The organism is Umezawaea sp., from assembly GCF_057122925.1.
The window spans coordinates 15,980-34,810 of record NZ_DBNGPQ010000088.1 but is presented as its reverse complement, the minus strand read 5'-3'; the positions used below and the strand labels follow the sequence as shown (position 1 = coordinate 34,810).

Genomic DNA, 18,831 nt, shown 5'->3' with positions numbered 1-18,831 from the left:
GACGATCAGCTTGCCGGTCTCGTGCGAGCGGGCCAGCAAGCGGCTGTCCGGCGCCGGCGTGCCCGCGGTGCCGGGCAGGACCGTGCCGAGCGCCTCGGCGAGCAGGCCCATCGTGGAGGCCGTGCCCATCGTGTTGCAATGGCCCTTGCTCCGGATCATCGAGGACTCCGAGCGGGTGAACTCGGCTGCCGACAGCGTGCCGGCGCGGACCTCCTCGCTGAGCTTCCACACGTCGGTGCCGCAGCCGAGCGGGACGCCGCGGAAGGTCCCGGTCATCATCGGCCCGCCCGGGACGACCACGGCGGGCAGGTCGACCGAGGCCGCGGCCATCAGCAGCGACGGGATGGTCTTGTCGCATCCGCCGAGCAGGACCACGCCGTCCACGGGGTTGGCGCGGAGCATCTCCTCGGCCGCCATCGCGGCCATGTTGCGCCAGAGCATCGCGGTCGGGCGGAGCAGCGTCTCCCCCAGCGACACGACCGGCAGGTTCAGCGGGATGCCACCGGCCTCGTAGACGCCCTGCTTGACGCTCTCCGCCACCTCGTCCAGGTGCGCGTTGCACGGGGTCAGGTCCGAGGCGGTGTTGGCGATGGCGATGTGCGGACGGCCGTCGAACGCGTGGGCCGGGAGGCCGCGGCGCATCCAGGCCCGGTGGATGTAGGCGTTGCGGTCGTCCCCCGCGTACCACTGGGAACTGCGCTGCTCAGGCATCGCCAGCCACCTTCCGACCCCGACGTCGACCGTGCTCCCAGCCTAGTGGTGGAGCGGGACGACCACGTAGCTTCTGATCGTGCCGGAACGGGATGAGGTCATCGCTGGGCGCTACCGGCTCCTGTCGCAGCTCGGCCGGGGGGCGGCGGGCGTCGTCTGGCGGGCCCAGGACGAGCGGTTGGCGCGGGTCGTCGCGGTCAAGTTCTTCACGGCGGGCGGGCCGGACGCCGTGGAGCGGATCGTGCGCGAGGGGCGGATCGCCGCGAGGCTGCGGCACCCGCACGCCGTGACCGTGCACGACGTCGTCGAGCACGGCGGGCAGCCGTGCCTGGTGATGGAGTACGTGCCCTCGAAGACGCTGGCCGAGATGATCGACGAGCGCGGGCCGCTGCCGGAGGAGCTGGTCGTGGGCGTCGGGTGGCAGGTGGCCTCGGCGCTGGCGGCGGCGCACGCGGCGGGGGTCGTGCACCGCGACGTCACGACGTTCAACGTGCTGGTGGGCGAGGACGGGACGGCGAAGATCGTCGACTTCGGGATCTCCCGCGCGATCGGCGAGGGCACCGTGACCGACGCGCGGGTCGTGGTCGGCACGCCCGCGTTCCTCGCGCCGGAGGTGGCGTCGGGGCGGGGCGCGGTGTTCGCGTCCGACGTGTACTCCCTCGGCGCCACGCTGTACGCGGCGCTGGAGGGGCACCCCCCGTTCGGCACGGCCGACGACAACCCGTACGCGCTGCTGCGGCGCGTGTCGGAGGGGCTGGTCGCGCCGCCGCGGTTCCCCGGTCCGCTGGGTGCGGTGCTGGGGCGCGTCCTGCGGCGCGACCCGGCGCGGCGGCCGACGATGGCCGAGACGTACGCCCTGCTGGACGCCGTCGTCCAGGGCTTGCCGCTGCCGGGCGAGGACCCGCACGCCGAGGCCCCTCCCCCGTCCGACGAGTCGCCCCGGCCCGACGACACCTCCCGCCCCGACGACCCGCCCCGGCCCGACGACACGGGGCCGATCGACGGGGTGCCGCCGACCGGGGGCACGCAGACGATGGCCGTTCCCCGGCGCGTGCCCTGGCGGAAGGTCGCCCTCGCCGCCGGTGCCGCGGCGCTGGTCGCCATCGGCGTCGTGGTCGGCGTGTCGCTGCGGAGCGAGCCGCCTGCGGGCGATGCCCGGTCCGCCCCGACCGGCACCACCGCGAGCGCCGCCACCACCACGACGACCACCACGGCACCGGCCGGGTGCGCCGCCCGGCTCCGGGTCACCAACTCCTGGCCCGACGGCTACCAGGCCGAGGTGGTCGTGCGCAACGCGAGCGGCCGGACGCTCGCGGGCTGGACCGTGACCTGGCCCCAACCGGCGGCCAGCGTGATCGACAACCTGTGGAACGGCGTCCTCTCCAGGAGCGCGGACTCGGTGACGGTGACCAGTGCCGACTACAACGCGAGCCTGCCCGTGGACGGGACCACCACCCTGGGCTTCACCGCCGTCGGCCCGGCGACCGAGCCGCCGGACGTCACCTGCACGTCCGGCGGCTGACCGCCGTCACGGGACGAGGACGGCCCGGCAGGCCCCCCAGGTCGCCCAGCACGGCACCGAAGGCCCGGCCGGACCTGGTCAGGCGCGCCAGACCGTGCCGCGGCGCTCGTACTCCAGCACGGTTTCGAGGCGTTGCGCCGCCTTGGCGCCCGCGTGCCGCTCGACCAGCCAGAGGGCGGCGTCGATGCCGGAGGTGATGCCGCCCGCGGTGACCAGGGTGCCGTCGTCCACCACGCGGGCGTCGACCACGACTCCGCCCTGCGCCGCGAGGTCGGCCTTCGCGCCCGAGTGCGTCGTGCACGGCCGCCCCCTGGTCAGCCCGGCGGCCGACAGGACCATCACGCCCGTGCACACGCCCACCGGCAGCACGCTCGCCGCGGCGAGCCGGCCGAGGAACGCCTTGTCCTTGATCAGCGCGTTCACGCCGGGACCGGTCTTGTCGCCGTACCCGCCACCCGGCACCACCAGCACGTCGGCGTCCTGCGGCGACCACCCGTTCGGCACGTCGATCCGGGTGCCGTAGCGCGCGGTCACCCGCCCCGGCCTGCCCGTGGTCACCTGCGACACCTTCACCCCCGCGACGTTCGCCGCCAGGCCCAGCACCTCCAGCGGCCCGGCGAAGTCCTGCTCCTCCACTCCGTCGAACAGCAGGACCTGCACGCGCAGCGGCCCCGCCGCCGACGCCTCCGGGACACCGACCGCCACCGCTCCGGCGGACAGCATGGACGCGCTCAGGAAGGTACGACGTTCCACAGGGACTCCCGTGTGCTCGGCGAAAGGTGCTCCGCACACGAGTCGGACGGCGGCCCGCCGGGGTTCCCCCGACCTCGGCCGCCCGTCTCAGGTCGCCCGGCTCTCGGCGAGCACCTTGCCCAGCAGCCGGTGCAGCTGCTGCTGCTCCCGCTCCCCCAGCGACGCGAACGGCGACCGCTCGTACGCGCCCGCGAGCAGCCGCTCGCGGACCTCCCGTCCCGCGTCGGTGAGCACGAGCGTCCGGACGCGACCGTCGGCGGGGTGGGGCGCCCGCACGGCGAGCCCCTTCTCCTCCAGCTTGGCGCTGATCAGGGTGATGTTCGACGGGTCGCACCGCAGCCGCGCGGCGAGCTGCCGCAGCGACAGCGGGTCGCCGGCGGGGTCGACCAGCCAGAGCAGGTTGGCCTGCGACTCGGTGAGCCCCTCGCCCTCGACGACGCCCCTGGTCATGCCGACCACCAGCGCGCTGAGGCTGATCATCTGGTCGACCAGCCGCGCGTTCGTCTCGTGCGTGCCCATGGGACGAGCGTACTGGTTGAGTTCCTCATCCAACGGGACGGCTGAGCACCGTCATCCGGTCGAGCGCGAGGGTGCCCGAGGTGAGGCGCACGCCGATGGCCGGGGACCACGTGGCGCGCCGCTCCGGGGTGACCGCCGTGCCGTACGGCGCGGTCCGCAGCAACCGCCACGTGCTGCCGCGGCCGAGCCAGCTCGTCATGGTCGACGTGCCGAACACGACGGCGATCCGGTCGCCGGGCGCCCACGTCACGTCGGCGCAGCACCCGCCCGTGGCGCTGTCGCCGAAGTCCAGGCCGCCGACCCGAACGTCCACTCCGGACGTTCGGGACCTGTTGTTGTACCAGGACAGCACGAGGTCGTCCGCCCCGGCGGCGATCCCGGCCAGCACGCTGTCCTCCGGGGAGGCCCCGGTGAACGACGAGGGCGTGAGGACGACCGCGAGGTCGCCGGGCGGCGCCTTCACCGGCGCGGTGAGCACCGCGGCGGACTGCGCTCCGGCGGCGGTGGCGGTGAGCGTTCCGGCGGAGACGCCCACGGTCGGCGCGGGCTCGCCGAAGCGGGCCCCGACGCCGTAGGCCCTGGCGGTGTCGAACCCGTCGTCCCACACGACGTTCGCGAAGTCGGCCGGGTCGAAGACCGCCTCGGCCGTGACGAGGTCGCCGGTCGTCCGCCCGCCCGCGGTGGACACCAGGAGCCGCACCGGGGCGCGGGTGCCGGGCGTCAGCGACGGGGGCGCGGTCACGGTCCAGCGCAGCTCCGCCGGGCGACCGGGCGTGACGAAGCGGGGTCCGGTGGACGTCGCCGTCCAGCCGGGGGGCACCTGGAGCTCCGGCCGCACGGTGAGCGGTGTCGTGGTCCGCACCACCGCCCCGACCTCGGTGGTGCCACCGGAGCGGACGTGCAGGAGCCCGTCGTCGGCGCGCAGGTCGACGCTCACCCGGCTGTCCTCGGCCCGCCACGACTGGAGGGCGGTGATGCCCACCGCGCCGCCGTCGTTCCTGGTCGGGCGGACGCGCAGCGCGCTGGTGAGCACCGCGGGCTCGACGACCACCCGGTTGACGCGACCGCGCTCCGGCGTCGCCGGGGTCCGGCTCTGCCCCGGCACGGCGGTCCACGACCCGTCGGGCGCGCGGTGCTCCAGCGCGTAGGCGTCCGGTGTGCGGACCCCGCCGCCGTCGTCGTAGAACGACAGCCGCACGTCCGACACGCGCGTCGGCGCGCCGAGGTCGACGACGAGCCAGTCCTCGCGGTGGGGGCTGCCGTAGGTGGTCCAGCGGGTCGTGGGCACGTCGAGGTGGAAGTCCTGGCCGTCGACCGCCTCGGTCGGGCTGTCGGCGGACCACGAGTAGGAGGCCGTCGCGGTGGCGGCGTTGGCGAGGTCGTCGACCAGCGGCACCGCGGCGGGACCGCCGCCCCGCGCGAACTCCACGTCGACGGCGCGCAGGTCGGACTGGCGGTGCACGAGCGTGCCGTCGACCCACACGCGCAGACCCGAGCCCTGGCCGTAGGTCGTGCCGTCGCGGTCCCACACCACCGACAGGTTCCGCCCGTGGTAGGGCACGTTCTCCACCGCGAAGTGGTCCCAGTCGTCGGGCACCAGCGGCGACAGGCGGACCCCGTCACCCTGCCGCGGCCGGATGCCCAGCAGGCCGGAGAGCACCAGGTCGTTGAACGTCGAGTGGTTGTAGTCCTCGCTGTGCCCACGGCCGTCGTAGATCCAGCGGTCCTCGTCGGGGTGGTGCGCCTCCGCCACGTACGGGACGCCGTTCTTGCGCTGGGTGGCCGCGTAGCCGCGCAGCACGTCGTAGTAGTCCTGCCGGTCCACGGCGGACTGCGCCGGGTAGTCCGCGAGCAGGTTGGCCATCGCGGTCAGCGTCTGGCTCGTGGCGTACGGCCAGCTCGGGCCCGACCAGCGGCAGCAACCCTTGAGCGCGTCGTGCATGTACCACGGGCTGCGGCGCTCCACGGTCGTCGGCCCGAACGGCGCGGCGAAGCCCGCGGGGTCGGTGAGCCGGCTCCACGCCTCGGAGTTCGCGGCGGGCGCCATGTGGAAGTACCAGGGGATGAAGCCGATCTGCTCGCGGTCGGCGAGCTTCGTGCGGCCGGGGTTGTCGTCGCGGGCCACGTGCTTGTAGAACCCGCCCTCGGCGTCCCACAGCCGCTGCTCCACGGCGGTCTGGAGCGCCTTCGCGTCGCGCTCGTACCTCTCCGCGCCCCGCTTGTCGCCGCGCAGGCGCAGCAGGCTCGCGATGGCCTTCGCGTCGCCGTACTGGTAGGCGTTGAGCGTCGGCCGGAAGCCCGCACCGCCGTGGTAGGGGTCGTCGCTCTGGTAGGAGCCGGCGGTGTACTCCATCGCGTCCCACACGGGCACCTGCCAGTACAGGCCGAGGTCGCGGTCGAACTGCCCGGACCAGGCTGCCCACTGCTTCTCCAGCTGCGGCAGGCGGTCCACGGCGAAGCCGAACCGGCCGTCCACCGACGCCCGCGCGAGCACCGCGTCGGCGGCCCAGAACGAGTACTGGTGGGCCCAGTCGGTGGTGTTCTCGTTGAGGAAGTCGGTGGCGGGCTTCGGTCCCGCGCCGCTGCCGGTGAGCCAGTAGTCGAGGTAGTCGTCGAGGTAGCGGGTGTCGCGCAGCCACCGGCCCTCGTAGACGTGGTGGCCCGCGGCGGCCACGATCCCGCCGCCGGGCGCGGAGTAGCCGACCGGGCCGAGGAACTCCGAGACGATCCACCCGTCACGGGGACCGGTGTACTTCAGCGCCTCCTTGTAGGTGCGCCAGCGGTAGTAGTACGTGTCCTCGATGGACCGGTCCGGCAGGTCGACGAACGGGACGTTGGCCTCGTACCACTCCGGCTCCACGAACCCGGCCAGCTTCGCGCGGTGGTCGAGCACGCTCGTGCCCCGACCGACCTCCGGGTACATCGGCGCGGCGGCCGACGGTGCGGCGGTCACGGCGGGCGCTGCGGGCGCTGCGGTCACGGCGGGCGCTGCGGACGCTGCGGTCACGGCCACCACGGTGGAGGCCGCGAACACCAGCGCGACACCGAGCGCGCCGAGCCTGACTCGTCGATCGGGCACGGGAACCCCCAAGGTCGTCGAAACTCCGCCGCAACGCCCTGGGAACGCAACGCCGCGCTGCCACCGGGATGTTTATAGCCGCCTCGATACAACGTTGTAAACAGCCGTCACGGGGGATCTTGTTCGACCTTGTGGGGCCTTGGTAGCAACCGGACTGACCGTTTGGCCCAACCCCACGCCCGGTTACCGCCCGGTCATCCGGCGAACTGGTCCGGACCACTGCCCGTTCGGGCGGCGACCACAGACTTCGGTTCACGGGGATTGACGGGAGCGCCCCGGCGTTGCGACAGTGGCGCACAGGTAAGTGGGAGCGCTCTCACTTCCCGATCGGCGCCGTCGCCACCCGCCCTGGCAGCGGAGCCGTGCTCGCCCCCGTGGCGCGAACCCTCCTTCGCCGCCGCGGGTCCCTGCGCTGCACCGAAGGAGAACCATGCGATGTAGCAGGATGACCAGGCTCGGCATGACCGGCCTGCTGGTGGTGGGAATGGCCCTCGGCCTCACGCCCACCTCGTCCGCCGCCCCCGCCGAACCCGAGCTGTCGCCGGGGCTGATCCAGGCCATGCGCCAGGACCTCGGCCTCGACGAGCAGCAGGCCAAGACGAGAATCCGCCAGGAGGCCACGGCCACCAGGATCGCGGACACCGCGACCGCGGCGGCCGGTGACGCCTACGGCGGCAGCTGGTTCGACGCCGCGAAGGGCAAGCTCGTCGTCGCCCTGACCGACCAGGGCAAGGCCCGCGCCGTGCGGGCCACCGGGGCCGAGACCACGACCGCGACGCACAGCGCGGCCAAGCTCGCCTCCGTCAAGAGCGGCATCGACGGCCTGTCCAAGGCCAAGGCCGTGCCCGCTGGTGTCAGCGGCTGGCGGGTCGACGCCCGCCAGGGCGGCGTCGTCGTGGACGTCCAGCCCGGCGCCCGCACCGCCGAGGTCGAGGCCTTCCTCGACACGGTCAAGCAGTCCGGCCCGGTCATCGTGAACACCGACGGCGTCCAGGCGCCGACGACGTTCGCGGCGGGCACCGTCGGCGGCGACCCGTACTACACCGGCAACGTGCGGTGCTCCATCGGCTTCTCCGTGCACGGCGGCTACGTCACCGCGGGCCACTGCGGAGGTGGCGGCGCGGCCGTGTACGGCTGGGACCGCTCGTTCCAGGGCAACTTCGGCGGCTCCTCCTTCCCCGGCAACGACTACGCGTGGGTCCGCACCGGCGGCGGCTGGTGGAACGCGCCCGTCGTCCTCGGGTGGGGCCAGGTCAGCGACGCGCTCGTGCGCGGCTCGTGGGAGGCGCCCCCCGGCACGTCCGTGTGCCGTTCGGGTTCGACCACGCACTGGCACTGCGGCGTGATCCAGGGTCGCAACGAGACGGTCAACTACGCGCAGGGCGCCGTCTACGAGATGGTCGGCACCAGCGTGTGCGCCGAGGGCGGCGACTCGGGTGGTTCCTTCATCACCGGTGACCAGGCCCAGGGCGTGACCTCGGGCGGGTACGGCAACTGCTCCAGCGGCGGCCGCACCTGGTTCCAGCCCATCAACGAGATCCTCAGGGTCTACGGTCTGACCCTGCTCACCGCGTAGCACCACGAGAACGGGCCGCTCCGGGACGTCCGGAGCGGCCCGTTCCACTGTGGACCTCCGAGTGCGACCTACCGGGCCGACCAGCGCCGCGCACCACCGCCGTCCCGTTCGCGGTACCGCCCGACACCACGTCCACGCACGTGCCCGGCCCCGCACCCACGACCGCCCGGTGAACCCCGACCCGACGAAGTCGACGGTGTGCCCGCCCGACGCCATGCGCTCCCACAGGTCGATCCGGTAGCCGCCGGGGACGTTGAAGCCGTCGGTGATCGAGTCGCCGAGCGGCATCACCCGCACTCCCCGTTGGACTCCGCCGACGCGGGCGGGCCCGCCGCCACCGCCGCCCCGGCGGCGAGCACCAGCCCGAGCGCGGCCGTGCCGAACCTCCTGAGGTTCCACCGCATGCCTGGTCTCCTCTCGTCGGACGGAAAGCCGGGCCGGGCACCAGCCCGACGAGCCCCACCTTCGAGCGGGAACGGCGGTGTCAACGAAAGCCGCCGCGTTCTGCCCACGTTGTCAGGACCCGCCGAAGCGCTGCCGCCGAACGGGGCGTCCGGTCGGGTACCCGCGTCCGCCGTGGACGAACCGGTCAGGCCAGCCCGAGCACCTCGGGCAGTTCGGCGGTGTGGACGATCGCCAGGTGCGAGACGGCTCTGGTGAGCGCGACGTAGAGCAGCCGCTGCCCCACCTCGCCGTCGTCGAGCAGGCGGTGGGGGTCGACCAGCACCACGGTGTCGAACTCCAGCCCCTTCGCCGCGCCCGCGGGCACCAGCGCCAGCCTGCGCTCCCGGTCCAGCTCGTGCGGCCGGACCGGCTCCACGCCCTCGGCGGTCAACGCCGCGCGCAGCGCCTCGGCGTCCGCGTCGGCGGTGATGACGCCGACGCCTCCCCTCTCCACCGGGAGGTCCCGCACCAGGTCGGCGATGGCACGAGCCGCGCCTCCCGCGTCGGCCCGGAGCACGCTGACCGCGTCGGCGGCCGACCGCGCCGAGGTCGTCGCCTGCAGGTCCGGCGCGACGCGGGCCAGCACCCGGTTGGCGATGTCGAGGACCTGCTGGGGCACGCGGTAGCTGGTGTCCAGGGTGACGACGTCGCCCGCGTGGCCGAGTTCGGCGAGCACGTCGTCCCACGTGGGCAGACCCCAGGGGGTGGTCTGCTGGGCCAGGTCGCCGAGCAGGGTCAGGGTGCCCGCGCAGCGGCGGCCGACCGCGCGGAGCTGCATCGCGGACAGGTCCTGCGCCTCGTCGAGGACGATGTGGCCCGTGCGGGGCTGCTCGTCGAGCAGCCAGGCCAGCTCGTCCAGCAGCACGTGGTCCGCGGCGGTCCACCGCGCACGGCTCGCCCTGGCCGGGGGCGTGGTCCAGCCCAGCGCGCGCTGCTCGTCCGGGGAGAGCACCCCGTCCGCGCAGCGCGCGAGGTGCCGGGGATCGGCGTAGAGGCGCAGCAGCACGTCGCCGGGTTTGAGCACCGGCCAGATCGACTCGACCAGGGCACGGGCCTGCCTGGACCGGGCGAGCTTGCGGGTGGCGGTGTCGCTCGGGGCCCGGCCCCGCAGCTCCAGCTTGCGGCGCACGCGGTTGGCCACGCGGTCCCGCATGAGGTCCCTGGCGGGCCCGAAGGGCGTGTGGTCCGCGAGGAGGTCGCGCGCCAGCACCTCCACCTCCTCCGGGTGCACGCGGATGTAGGGGCTGGTGTCGGTGACGAGGAAGTCCTCGGTCGGTCGGCCCACCTCGGACCGCACGGCCCGGTGCAGCACCGTCGCCAGGCGGCGGTCGCCCTTCAGCGCCGCCACCGCCGGGTCCTCCGCGGCGGCCCGGTCCGCGCCGACGAGCCCGGCGAGGGAGACGTGGCGGCAGTCGACCTCGCCCAGGGTGGGCAGCACGCGGGAGATGTGGTGCACGAACGTGTCGTTCGGCCCGACCACCAGCACCCCGCGCCTGCGGATCCGCTGGTGCTCGTAGAGCAGGTACGCGGCGCGGTGCAGCCCGACGGCCGTCTTGCCGGTCCCCGGCCCGCCCTGCACGACCAGCGCGCGCGAGGCGTCGCGCCGGACGACGTGGTCCTGGTCGGGCTGGATGGTCGCGACGATGTCGCGCATCGGCCCGTAGTGGGCCATTTCGATCTGCCGCCGCACGAACGCGCTCAGGCCGTCGTCGAACTCCGGCGTCAGGTGCTCGTCGTCGTACCCGGTCATCGCGTCGTCGGCGAACCCGAACCGCCTGCGGCGCACGACCTCCATCGGCTCGGCGCCGGTGGCCCGGTAGAACCTGGTGGCCATCCCGGTGCGCCAGTCGACCACCGCGGGCTCGTTGTCCCCGTCGCCGACGTGCCGCCTGCCGATGTAGACCGGCTCGGGCAGCGGGCCGTCGATCCGACCGAAGAACAGCGGCGCGTCGTCGCGGTCCTCCAGCTGGAACGCCCGCCGGTACAGCCACGCGACCAGGTCGGGGTCGTCGCCGCGGGCCTCCATCGCCTTCGCCGACCGCACCACCTCCTCGCGGTCGCGGGCCAGGCACTCCCGCGCGTACCGCAACCGCTCCCGCTCGGCCTCGAACTCCCTCACCGACACGCCCACGTCCCCGTCCCCCGTCACCCGGTGCTCCGCCGACAGCACTTCTACACGGCGGCGGGACGGAAGCGTTAGGCGATTTCCGCGTCCCGGCACGGCGGTGGAGCACCGTGCCGGGACGCGGCCTCACGCGTCGGCGCCCCGCAGCGCCGCGAGGGTCAGCACCCGGCCCCCGATGCCCCAGCCACCGTCGACGACGTCCTCGACGAGCACCATCGTGGTGGCGCGGGCCTGCTCCCCGAACATCTCGGCGTACAGGTCGGACACCTTCGTGACGAGCACTTCCCTCTGCTCCGCCGTGAGCGTTCCGGCGGGCACCTTCAGGTTGGCGAACGGCATGGTCTCTCCCTTTTCGACGTGACCCCACGACTGTGCCGCCCCCGCGGCCGACCAACCAGGCGCCGTCCACCCAGGGGTCGCCACCCCCTGGCTACCGGTGGCGGCCACCAGCACACTGGAGCCGTGAAACCGTCCGAACTCGCCGCCTTCCTGAGGTCCCGACGCGCGCGGATCACGCCCGCCGAGGTCGGCCTGCCGACCGGGCCGCGCCGCCGCGTCCCCGGCCTGCGCCGCGACGAGGTCGCCCAGCTCGCGGGCGCGTCGGTGGACTACTACACCGAGCTGGAACGCGGGCGCGGCACGCAGCCGTCGGCGCAGATGCTCGGCGCGCTGGCCAGGGCTCTGCGCCTGGACCACGACGAGCGCGACCACCTCTACCGCCTGGCGGACCGGCCGCCGCCCGCGGTGAGCGGCGCGTCCACCCACGTCCAGCCCGCGATGCTCGCGCTGCTGGACCGCCTGGACACGACACCGGCGCAGATCATCACCGACCTGCACGAGACGCTGGCGCAGAACCACCTCGCGCGGGCCCTGCTCGGCGAGCCACCGAGGCGGACCGGGCACGCGGCGAGCTTCGTGTACCGCTGGTTCACCGAGCCCGACACCCGCGCCGTCTACCCGCGGGCCGACCACCCGCACCACTCGAAGGTCCTGGTCCACGACCTGCGCGCGGCCGTGGCCCGGCGCGGTGGGGACCCGGCCACCGCCGACATGGTCGCCAGGCTGCTCCGCTCCGGCCCCGAGTTCGCCGACCTGTGGGCCACCGGTGACGTCGCGGTGCGGCGCGGCGACCGCAAGCGCGTCAACCACCCGACGCTGGGCACGCTCGACGTGCACTGCCAGAACCTCTTCAGCGAGGACGGCAGGCAGCGCCTCCAGTTCTTCACCGCGCCCGCGGGCAGCCCCGCCGTGGACCAGCTCCGGCTGCTGGGTGTGATCGGCGTCCAGGACCTGGCCGACAGGGCCCCTACGGCGTCCGACCGCTGAACGCGATCAGCCTGGTCCGCGCGTCGGCGTCGGCGGCCACCCCGACCTTCGGCCCGTAGTGCCCGCTGGACCGCAGCGCCCCGTCCGCCGCCTCCATGCCGCTCAGCAGCCGCTCGCACCGCTCCGGGTCGAGCCGCTCGTCCTGCCCGGTGGCGCGCGCCAGGTCCCACGTGTGCAGGAAGACGTCGCTCGTGTAGAACACGTCGACGGCGCGGTCGAGCGGGACCTCGCCGATGTGCGGGTTCCTCAGCACCCGGCCCGCCGTGGCCGGGTCGTCCAGCAGCGCCTGCACGCCGTCGCTGTGCACGGTCCACGCCGCCACCGGGTCGTCGTCGACGGAGGGTCCTCGGGGCAGGTCGACGTCCGCGCCGGACTTCAGGAACGCGGGGAACCACTCGACCAGGTGACGCACCACGTCCCGCGCGACCCAGCCCTCGCACGGGGCCGGGTCGTCCCACCGCCCCGGCGCGACGCCGCGCACCCGGTCGGTGAACACCCCGGCGACGGTCCGGTGCTCCTCAGCCGCGCCGCTCATGACAGCCTCCTCGGTCCCGGTGTCGGCCCTGGTCGACACCTGATCAGTCCACTTCGGACACGACGTGGTCGAGGAAGTCGAGCACCAGCGGGCTCGCGGTGGCGCGGAACTCCTCGAAGTACGCGTGCCGGGCCCCCGGCACCAGCACCAGCCGGGCGCCGGGGATCCGGTCCGCCAGCAGCGGCGCGTTCGCGGTGGGGTTGAAGACGTCGGCGTCCCCGTGCACCACGAGCGTCGGGGCGGTGATGTCGGGCAGCACGTCCCACGCGTCGTGCAGGTTGCTGGCCGACAGGTGGCCGCGACGGGCGCGCGGGGACATCCGGCGGTCGCCCAGCGTGCGGTACGGGCCGGGGTGGGTGGCCAGCCACCCCGGTGTGTACATCAGGTCGAGCAGGGCGAGCCGCACCTTCGCGGGGTCCGGCACGGCCAGCGACCGGCGCACCTCGTCGGTCCGCTCGAACCCGTGCCTCCCGCCGGGCGAGGTGCAGCCCAGCACGAGCCCCCGGACGCGGGCGGGGTGCAGCGCGGCCACCCACTGCGCCACCCGCCCGCCCATGGACGTGCCGTACACGTCGGCCCGCTCGACGCCGAGGTGGTCGAGCACGGTGACCACGTCCGCCGCGAACCGCCGGGTGCTGTAGGTCGACGACGACTCGCCGCTGTCGCCGGTCCCCCGGTAGTCGAGCGTGATCGTGGTCCGCGAGCCGTGGAAGTCCTCGCGGACGTCGTCCCACCACTCGTGGCTGTTGGCCTGGCCGGACAGCAGGACGAGCGGGTCGCCGCCCCCGCGGACCTGGTAGGCGATGGCGACCCCGTCCGGGGCGGTGGCGTGCGGCACGTCGGGTGTCCCTCCTGACCTCGTCGCCCCCATCCAACCCCACGCCCGCGACCGCAACCTCCCCTGCAACCGTTCCGCGTGCCCCGAAGAACCGGAAGGGTCTGCCGTGCGGGCCGGTTGCCCGACGACGGGGTCAGGTGAGCATGGGCGGGAGCACGACGACCGTGGTGCCGGCGGCGCCGCGGCGCGACACTCGACCTGTGACCCGTGACACAGCGTTCCCCGGACCGTTCGAGGCGGCCGTGCCCGCGGGCGAGGACCCCGGCCGCCACGCCCACCTGCTGCGGCGGATCCGCGACGCCGCGCCGGCCGGTGACCGCCCCGCCCGCTGCCCCGCGCGACCTGGTGGGCGACTCGTGGCGGCGCGCGGTCGGCTTCGGCGTCGACCCCGACCACGGCCGCGACCCCGCCCCGGCGCTGGGCCCGGTCGACGGCGGCCTGCTCGGCGTGGTGGACGTGAGCGGCGCGGCGGCGACCGTGCGCCCGAGCACGCAGGCCCTGGTGGACGCGGCGGCGAGGATGGCCGGGTCGTTACCGCGCGACGAGCACCGCGGGATGCGCGACGCGCTGCGCGCCACCGCGTCGCCGCTGCCGGCGGGCACCCGCGACCCGGTGCCGGCGACAGACCCGCACGGCTGGGTGGCCACCCGTACCGCTTCGCCGACCGGGTGGACGTCGAGGTCGTCCACCCGGCCTCACCCGACCAGCTCCTGCCCGCGTCCACGGCCCCGGCCGTGCGGCGCCTTCGGACCGCCCCCAGTCCCCCGAGCAGAACCGGAGTCGCCTCATGACAGAAACCCTGACCCCCGTCGACGCGACGGCGAAGGTCACCGCGTGGCTCGCCGACTTCGAGTCGGCGCTCGCCTCCGGTGAACCCGACGCGGTGGCCGCCCTGTTCGGCGAGGAGTCCTACTGGCGCGACCTGGTCGCGTTCACCTGGAACATCGTCACGGTGGAGGGGCGCGACGGCGTGCGGGACATGCTCGCCGCGACCCTGGAGCGGGTGCGGCCGCACGCGTTCCGGATCGCCGACGACCTGGGCGGGGCGTCCGAGGGCGACGGCGTGGTGGAGTCGTGGATCGCGTTCGAGACGTCCGTCGGCCGCTGCACCGGCCACGTCCGGCTCCGCGACGGTCTGGTGTGGACGCTGCTCACGACGATGAACGAGCTGATCGGCCACGAGGAACCGGTCGACGGCAGGCGTCCCAGGGGCGCCGAGCACGGCGCCGACCGGAACCGGAGGACGTGGCTGGAGAAGCGGGTCCAGGAGGCCGAGGAGCTCGGTCGCACCACGCAGCCGCACACCCTGGTGATCGGCGGCGGGCAGGGCGGCATCGCGCTGGGCGCCCGGCTGCGGCAGCTCGGCGTGCCCACGATCGTCGTGGAGCGCGGTGCCCGTGCCGGTGACGCGTGGCGGAGCCGCTACAAGTCCCTCTGCCTGCACGACCCGGTCTGGTACGACCACCTGCCGTACCTGGACTTCCCGAAGAACTGGCCGGTGTTCGCGCCGAAGGACAAGATCGGGGACTGGCTGGAGATGTACGCGCGGGTCATGGAGCTGAACTACTGGACCTCCACCGAGGCCCTGAACGCGTCCTACGACGCGGACGCTCGCGTGTGGACGGTCCTCGTGCGCCGCGACGGCGAGGAGATCACGTTGCGGCCCAGGGAACTCGTGCTCGCCACGGGCATGTCGGGCAAGGCGAACGTGCCGGAGTTCGAGGGAGCGGACACCTTCCGCGGCGACCAGCACCACTCGTCGAAGCACCCCGGTCCGGACGCCTACCGCGGCGAGCGGGCCGTCGTGATCGGGTCCAACAACTCCGCGCACGACATCTGCGCGGCCCTGTGGGAGAACGACGTCGACGTCACGATGGTGCAGCGGACGTCGACGCACGTCGTGCGGTCCGACTCGCTGATGAGGATCGCCCTGGGCGGCCTGTACTCCGAGGAGGCCGTCGCCGCGGGCATGACCACGCAGAAGGCCGACCTCACGTTCGCGTCGCTGCCGTACCGGATCATGCACGAGTTCCAGATCCCGGTGTACGACGAGATCCGCGAGGTCGACGCGGACTTCTACGCCCGGCTGGAGCAGGCCGGGTTCCTGCTGGACTACGGCGACGACGACTCCGGGCTGTTCATGAAGTACCTGCGGCGGGGCTCCGGCTACTACATCGACGTGGGCGCCTCGGACCTGGTGGCCAACGGCGACATCAAGCTCCGCTCCGGGGTGGACGTCGTCCGGCTCACCGAGGACGCCGTCGTCCTGTCGACCGGCGAGGAGCTGCCCGCCGACCTGGTCGTCTACGCCACCGGCTACGGCTCGATGAACGGCTGGGCGGCCGACCTGATCTCCCAGGAGGTCGCGGACGAGGTGGGCAAGGTGTGGGGACTCGGCTCGGCGACGACCAAGGACCCCGGCCCCTGGGAGGGTGAGCAGCGCAACATGTGGAAGCCCACCCGGCAGGAGGCGCTGTGGTTCCACGGCGGCAACCTGCACCAGTCGCGGCACTACTCCCTCTACCTCGCGCTCCAGCTCAAGGCCCGCTACGAGGGCATCCCGACGCCGGTGTACGGGCTGCCGGAGGTGCACCACCTGAGCTGATCCACAGCAGCGGCAAGGAAAAAAGTCGCCGCGGGTGCGTGTAACACCCGCGGCGGTGGCGGCGAGTGTCCTCGTGTCAGACGTCGCCGAACCGAAAGACGGCAGGGAATGAACGAGAAGATCCCGGTGGCTGCCGCCACCGAGAGCACGCCGAAGGCCGTGGTCGACGCGGGCGGGTCCGCGTCGACCACGCCCGTCACGAAGGAGGTCGAGGAGTTCCGCAGCGCGCTGCCCTCGCCGGAGCGGCTGGCCGAGGCGGTGCTGGCCGACCTGGAGCGGGACCTGCGGGACCTGCTCGCCACGGACCCGGACCTGGAGGGTGTCACGAGGACCGAGGTCGCGGCCTGGCTGGCCACCGACGTCGAGCGCGCCTTCACCGCGGTCGCCGAGCACGGTTGGAGGGAGTCGTGAGCGCCGCGCTGCGCCTGGCCGGGCGCGAATCCCTGAGCAGGGCCACGTACACCAGGATCGGCCGCACGGCCCGTGAGTTCCACACGACGGCCGCACTGCGCCCGCGCTTCCCGGTGCTGCCGCCCGAGCTGCACCAGGAGTGGGGTGGTCTGCTGGCGCTGACCGGGAACCTGGTCCAAGCGGGCATCACCGAGCTGCTGTCGAGCCTGTTCGGCACCGGCACCACGGTGCCCGCCCATCCCGCCGCGACGCCCGCGGGTGGGCCGAAGCGGGTCAACGCCAAGCAACTGCTGCCGTCCGACCTGAGGCGGCTGCTCGCCGAGAACACGCGGTACGTGTGCCACCGCACCAACGACGAGTCCGTCGGCACCTGCCAGGAGCCGCTGCGCGCCGAGACCGACCAGTCGCGGATGAAGAACCCCATGGCGCCCCACGGCGTCTACGCGACGATCGGCGTGCGGGGCATCGCGGACTACGGCAGGTACGGCGTCGTCTACGAGCGGTACGGCGACGTGTTCTGGGGTCCGCACGACGCGCCCGCGGTGCGGGCGGCCGTCGACTCGATCGACCCGGCCCGTGCCGTCGGCTGGTACGTCCAGGAGCACCTGGACGAGGCGCTGAGGACCTGATCCCCCTCGGCCTCGGGGCGCGGCGGCGCCCCGAGGCGGTGTCAGGAGGGCACCTTCGCCAGGTACACCGTGTTCGTCGCGTCGCGGTCCTGCAACGGGTTCGCGAAGCTCACGACCTCGGCGCGCACGTCCACGAACGCCCGCGCCAGCTCGGCGGTGAACTCCTCGTCCGGCGGGTCGTTCGACCACAGCGCGAACACCCCGCCCGGACGCAGCAGCGCCGCGATCCGGCGGAGCCCGGCGAGTTCGTAGAAGTCGGCGTTGCCGGGGTGCAGCAGGTGCCGCGGCGAGTGGTCGATGTCGACCACGATCGCGTGGAACCTGCGGCCGGGCTCCTGCGGGATCAGCCCTTCGGGTGACCGCGCGAGGGCGAAGAAGTCACCGTTCACCAGTGCGCAGCGGGGATCGGCGGCCAGCGTCGCGCCCGCCGGGATCAGGCCCCGCTCGTGCCACTCGATGACCTCGGCGAGCGCGTCGATCACCACGAGGGACCGCACGTCGGCGTTCTCCAGCACCGTGAGGGCGGTGTAGCCGAGCCCCAGCCCGCCCACGACCACGTCGAGCCCGGTACCGGTCAGCTCGGCGAGCGCGAGCCGGGACAGCTCCTCCTCGGCCACGGTGAACAGGCTCGACATCAGGAACTCACCGCCGAGCTTGATCTCGTAGATGTCCTTGCCGTCCAGCGGGTCGCGGCGGCGCCGCAGGACGAGTTCGCCCAGGGGCGTCGGTCGCCAGTCCAGTTCCTGGAACCGGGCGCTCACCGGGTGAGCCGTGCACGTGAGTCCATCGGCGGAGGGTACCCGCGGCCACCCGGCTCAGGCGGGCAGCCCGAACGCCTCGCCCAGCGCGCGCGCCGCCACGAGCCCGCGGGTCGGCCTCCCCATGACGAACAGCGGCCGTCCCGGACCGGGGACGACGTGCCCGCCACCGTGGACCGTGTACAGCGTGACCGTCGGACGGCCGTCCTGCCGGTGGTCCGTGCGCTCCACCGCGGTCCGATCGCCCGCGCTGGAGCCGAGGTCGTGCGACTCGGGCGCGGCGGTGATGCCGTTGCGCCCGGCGAAGTACGCGGCGGTCTCCCGCGCCGACAGCCCGAGGCCGCGCGGTCGGAAGCCCCACAGGCTGGTCACGCCGCCGTCGTACGGCACGAGCCGGTCCCTCGTGCCGTGGAAGAGGACCACCGGGAGCGGCACGACCGGCCCGTCGAACGGCAGCAGCTCCCCCGGCACCGGCAGCGTGGCCGCCACGAGCCCGATCCCGGCCAGCCGCGGGCCGATCTCGTGCGCCAGCCTGATCACCATCGAGCCGCCCGCCGAGTACCCGACGGCGTGCACGCGGGCGGGGTCGACCCGGTGCTCCGACACCAGCAGGTCGACCACCGCTCCCGCGAAGGCGACGTCGTCGAAACCCTCCCTCCTGGCCGCGAAGTCCGACCTCGCCCGTGCCTCGTTCCAGTTGCCGCGGTGCCCGTCGAGGTAGGCGACCACGGCCCCGCCCCGCTCGGCGAACGCGTCGAAGCCGTACCCGGCGAACCTCCGGACGATCCGACCGTCCTGGTTGGACCCGTGCAGCACCAGCACGACCGCCGCGCCCTCGGCGACCACCTCGGGGCGGACGACGGTCAGCGTCCGCCTCCTCCCGTCCACCTCGACGGCCTCTCCCTCGACCACGAGGGCACCTGCACCACGACGCACGCCGACCATGACCGCTCCTTCTCGAATGCTTGAGCAATTCATGCAAATGATTGACTCTCTCAAG

16 protein-coding genes are annotated in these 18,831 nt (G+C 73.8%); 6 read left to right on the top strand and 10 right to left on the bottom strand.

The window, feature by feature from the left end; all coding sequences use genetic code 11:
- The coding region (locus AC156L_RS19955) for a dihydroxy-acid dehydratase domain-containing protein (protein ID WP_484407153.1) at nucleotides 1–711 on the bottom strand (711 nt) is incomplete at its 3' end.
- Nucleotides 712–790: 79 nt separating this feature from the next.
- Between AC156L_RS19955 and AC156L_RS19950 the strand changes: the two genes are divergently transcribed.
- The gene (locus tag AC156L_RS19950) at nucleotides 791–2,233 is read left to right on the top strand and encodes a protein kinase domain-containing protein (protein WP_484407152.1); all 1,443 of its coding nucleotides are present in this window, start codon (nucleotides 791–793) and stop codon (nucleotides 2,231–2,233) included.
- Nucleotides 2,234–2,311: 78 nt separating this feature from the next.
- Here the strand turns inward: AC156L_RS19950 and AC156L_RS19945 are convergent, their stop codons facing one another.
- From AC156L_RS19945 to AC156L_RS19935, 3 genes are all read right to left on the bottom strand, one after another.
- Nucleotides 2,312–2,986 (bottom strand): DJ-1/PfpI family protein, encoded by a 675-nt coding sequence (locus AC156L_RS19945; protein WP_330878842.1) that lies wholly within the window; start codon nucleotides 2,984–2,986, stop codon nucleotides 2,312–2,314.
- 87 nt (nucleotides 2,987–3,073) lie between these two features.
- On the bottom strand, nucleotides 3,074–3,505 hold the full coding sequence (locus AC156L_RS19940) for a MarR family winged helix-turn-helix transcriptional regulator (RefSeq protein ID WP_330878841.1): 432 nt from the start codon (nucleotides 3,503–3,505) through the stop codon (nucleotides 3,074–3,076).
- A 25-nt stretch (nucleotides 3,506–3,530) separates the two neighbouring features.
- Entirely contained in the window at nucleotides 3,531–6,584 is a 3,054-nt protein-coding gene (locus AC156L_RS19935; RefSeq protein WP_484407150.1) for an MGH1-like glycoside hydrolase domain-containing protein, read from the bottom strand.
- A gap of 430 nt (nucleotides 6,585–7,014) precedes the next feature.
- Here AC156L_RS19935 and AC156L_RS19930 point away from each other — a divergent pair, with 430 nt between their 5' ends.
- Complete coding sequence (locus AC156L_RS19930; RefSeq protein ID WP_414720026.1) at nucleotides 7,015–8,160, top strand: S1 family peptidase; 1,146 nt, start codon at nucleotides 7,015–7,017, stop codon at nucleotides 8,158–8,160.
- A gap of 589 nt (nucleotides 8,161–8,749) precedes the next feature.
- On the opposite strand, the gene AC156L_RS19925 is transcribed toward AC156L_RS19930, so the two are convergent.
- Nucleotides 8,750–10,753, bottom strand: a complete 2,004-nt coding sequence (locus AC156L_RS19925; RefSeq protein ID WP_330878839.1) for a HelD family protein — start codon at nucleotides 10,751–10,753, stop codon at nucleotides 8,750–8,752.
- Nucleotides 10,754–10,855: 102 nt separating this feature from the next.
- Nucleotides 10,856–11,068 carry a tautomerase family protein gene (locus AC156L_RS19920; RefSeq protein ID WP_330878838.1) on the bottom strand — a complete coding sequence of 71 codons (213 nt, stop codon included), beginning with the start codon at nucleotides 11,066–11,068 and terminating at the stop codon, nucleotides 10,856–10,858.
- Nucleotides 11,069–11,191: 123 nt separating this feature from the next.
- On the opposite strand from AC156L_RS19920, the gene AC156L_RS19915 reads away from it, so the two are divergent.
- Entirely contained in the window at nucleotides 11,192–12,055 is an 864-nt protein-coding gene (locus AC156L_RS19915; protein WP_330878837.1) for a helix-turn-helix transcriptional regulator, read from the top strand.
- On the opposite strand, the gene AC156L_RS19910 is transcribed toward AC156L_RS19915, so the two are convergent.
- Both AC156L_RS19910 and AC156L_RS19905 read right to left on the bottom strand, forming a co-directional pair.
- Nucleotides 12,036–12,590, bottom strand: a complete 555-nt coding sequence (locus AC156L_RS19910; protein ID WP_330878836.1) for a TIGR03086 family metal-binding protein — start codon at nucleotides 12,588–12,590, stop codon at nucleotides 12,036–12,038. The genes AC156L_RS19915 and AC156L_RS19910 overlap by 20 nt on opposite strands.
- Before the next feature lie 43 nt (nucleotides 12,591–12,633).
- Nucleotides 12,634–13,461: an alpha/beta fold hydrolase gene (locus AC156L_RS19905; RefSeq protein WP_414720025.1), complete on the bottom strand. Its 828-nt coding sequence runs from the start codon at nucleotides 13,459–13,461 to the stop codon at nucleotides 12,634–12,636.
- A gap of 754 nt (nucleotides 13,462–14,215) precedes the next feature.
- On the opposite strand from AC156L_RS19905, the gene AC156L_RS19900 reads away from it, so the two are divergent.
- The 3 genes from AC156L_RS19900 (at nucleotide 14,216) to AC156L_RS19890 (ending at nucleotide 17,073) form a co-directional block, all read left to right on the top strand.
- On the top strand, nucleotides 14,216–16,033 hold the full coding sequence (locus tag AC156L_RS19900) for an NAD(P)/FAD-dependent oxidoreductase (protein WP_330878834.1): 1,818 nt from the start codon (nucleotides 14,216–14,218) through the stop codon (nucleotides 16,031–16,033).
- 108 nt (nucleotides 16,034–16,141) lie between these two features.
- Nucleotides 16,142–16,444: a hypothetical protein gene (locus AC156L_RS19895; RefSeq protein ID WP_330878833.1), complete on the top strand. Its 303-nt coding sequence runs from the start codon at nucleotides 16,142–16,144 to the stop codon at nucleotides 16,442–16,444.
- Nucleotides 16,441–17,073: a hypothetical protein gene (locus AC156L_RS19890; RefSeq protein WP_330878832.1), complete on the top strand. Its 633-nt coding sequence runs from the start codon at nucleotides 16,441–16,443 to the stop codon at nucleotides 17,071–17,073. The genes AC156L_RS19895 and AC156L_RS19890 overlap by 4 nt, the downstream gene beginning before the upstream one ends.
- Nucleotides 17,074–17,114: 41 nt before the next feature.
- Here AC156L_RS19890 and AC156L_RS19885 read toward each other — a convergent pair whose 3' ends face one another.
- Both AC156L_RS19885 and AC156L_RS19880 read right to left on the bottom strand, forming a co-directional pair.
- Nucleotides 17,115–17,834, bottom strand: coding sequence for a polyamine aminopropyltransferase (locus tag AC156L_RS19885; RefSeq protein WP_330878831.1), 720 nt, complete (start codon nucleotides 17,832–17,834; stop codon nucleotides 17,115–17,117).
- 54 nt (nucleotides 17,835–17,888) lie between these two features.
- Nucleotides 17,889–18,743 (bottom strand): CE1 family esterase, encoded by an 855-nt coding sequence (locus AC156L_RS19880; RefSeq protein WP_330878830.1) that lies wholly within the window; start codon nucleotides 18,741–18,743, stop codon nucleotides 17,889–17,891.
- Between the last annotated feature and the right edge of the window lie 88 nt (nucleotides 18,744–18,831).

Coding starts and splice junctions, on each gene's coding strand:
- AC156L_RS19940 (WP_330878841.1), bottom strand. CDS start 3,505: ATGGGCACGCACGAGACGAACGCGCGGCTGGTCGACCAGATGATCAGC.
- AC156L_RS19930 (WP_414720026.1), top strand. CDS start 7,015: ATGCGATGTAGCAGGATGACCAGGCTCGGCATGACCGGCCTGCTGGTG.
- AC156L_RS19920 (WP_330878838.1), bottom strand. CDS start 11,068: ATGCCGTTCGCCAACCTGAAGGTGCCCGCCGGAACGCTCACGGCGGAG.
- AC156L_RS19910 (WP_330878836.1), bottom strand. CDS start 12,590: ATGAGCGGCGCGGCTGAGGAGCACCGGACCGTCGCCGGGGTGTTCACC.
- AC156L_RS19905 (WP_414720025.1), bottom strand. CDS start 13,461: ATGGGGGCGACGAGGTCAGGAGGGACACCCGACGTGCCGCACGCCACC.
- AC156L_RS19900 (WP_330878834.1), top strand. CDS start 14,216: ATGACAGAAACCCTGACCCCCGTCGACGCGACGGCGAAGGTCACCGCG.
- AC156L_RS19895 (WP_330878833.1), top strand. CDS start 16,142: ATGAACGAGAAGATCCCGGTGGCTGCCGCCACCGAGAGCACGCCGAAG.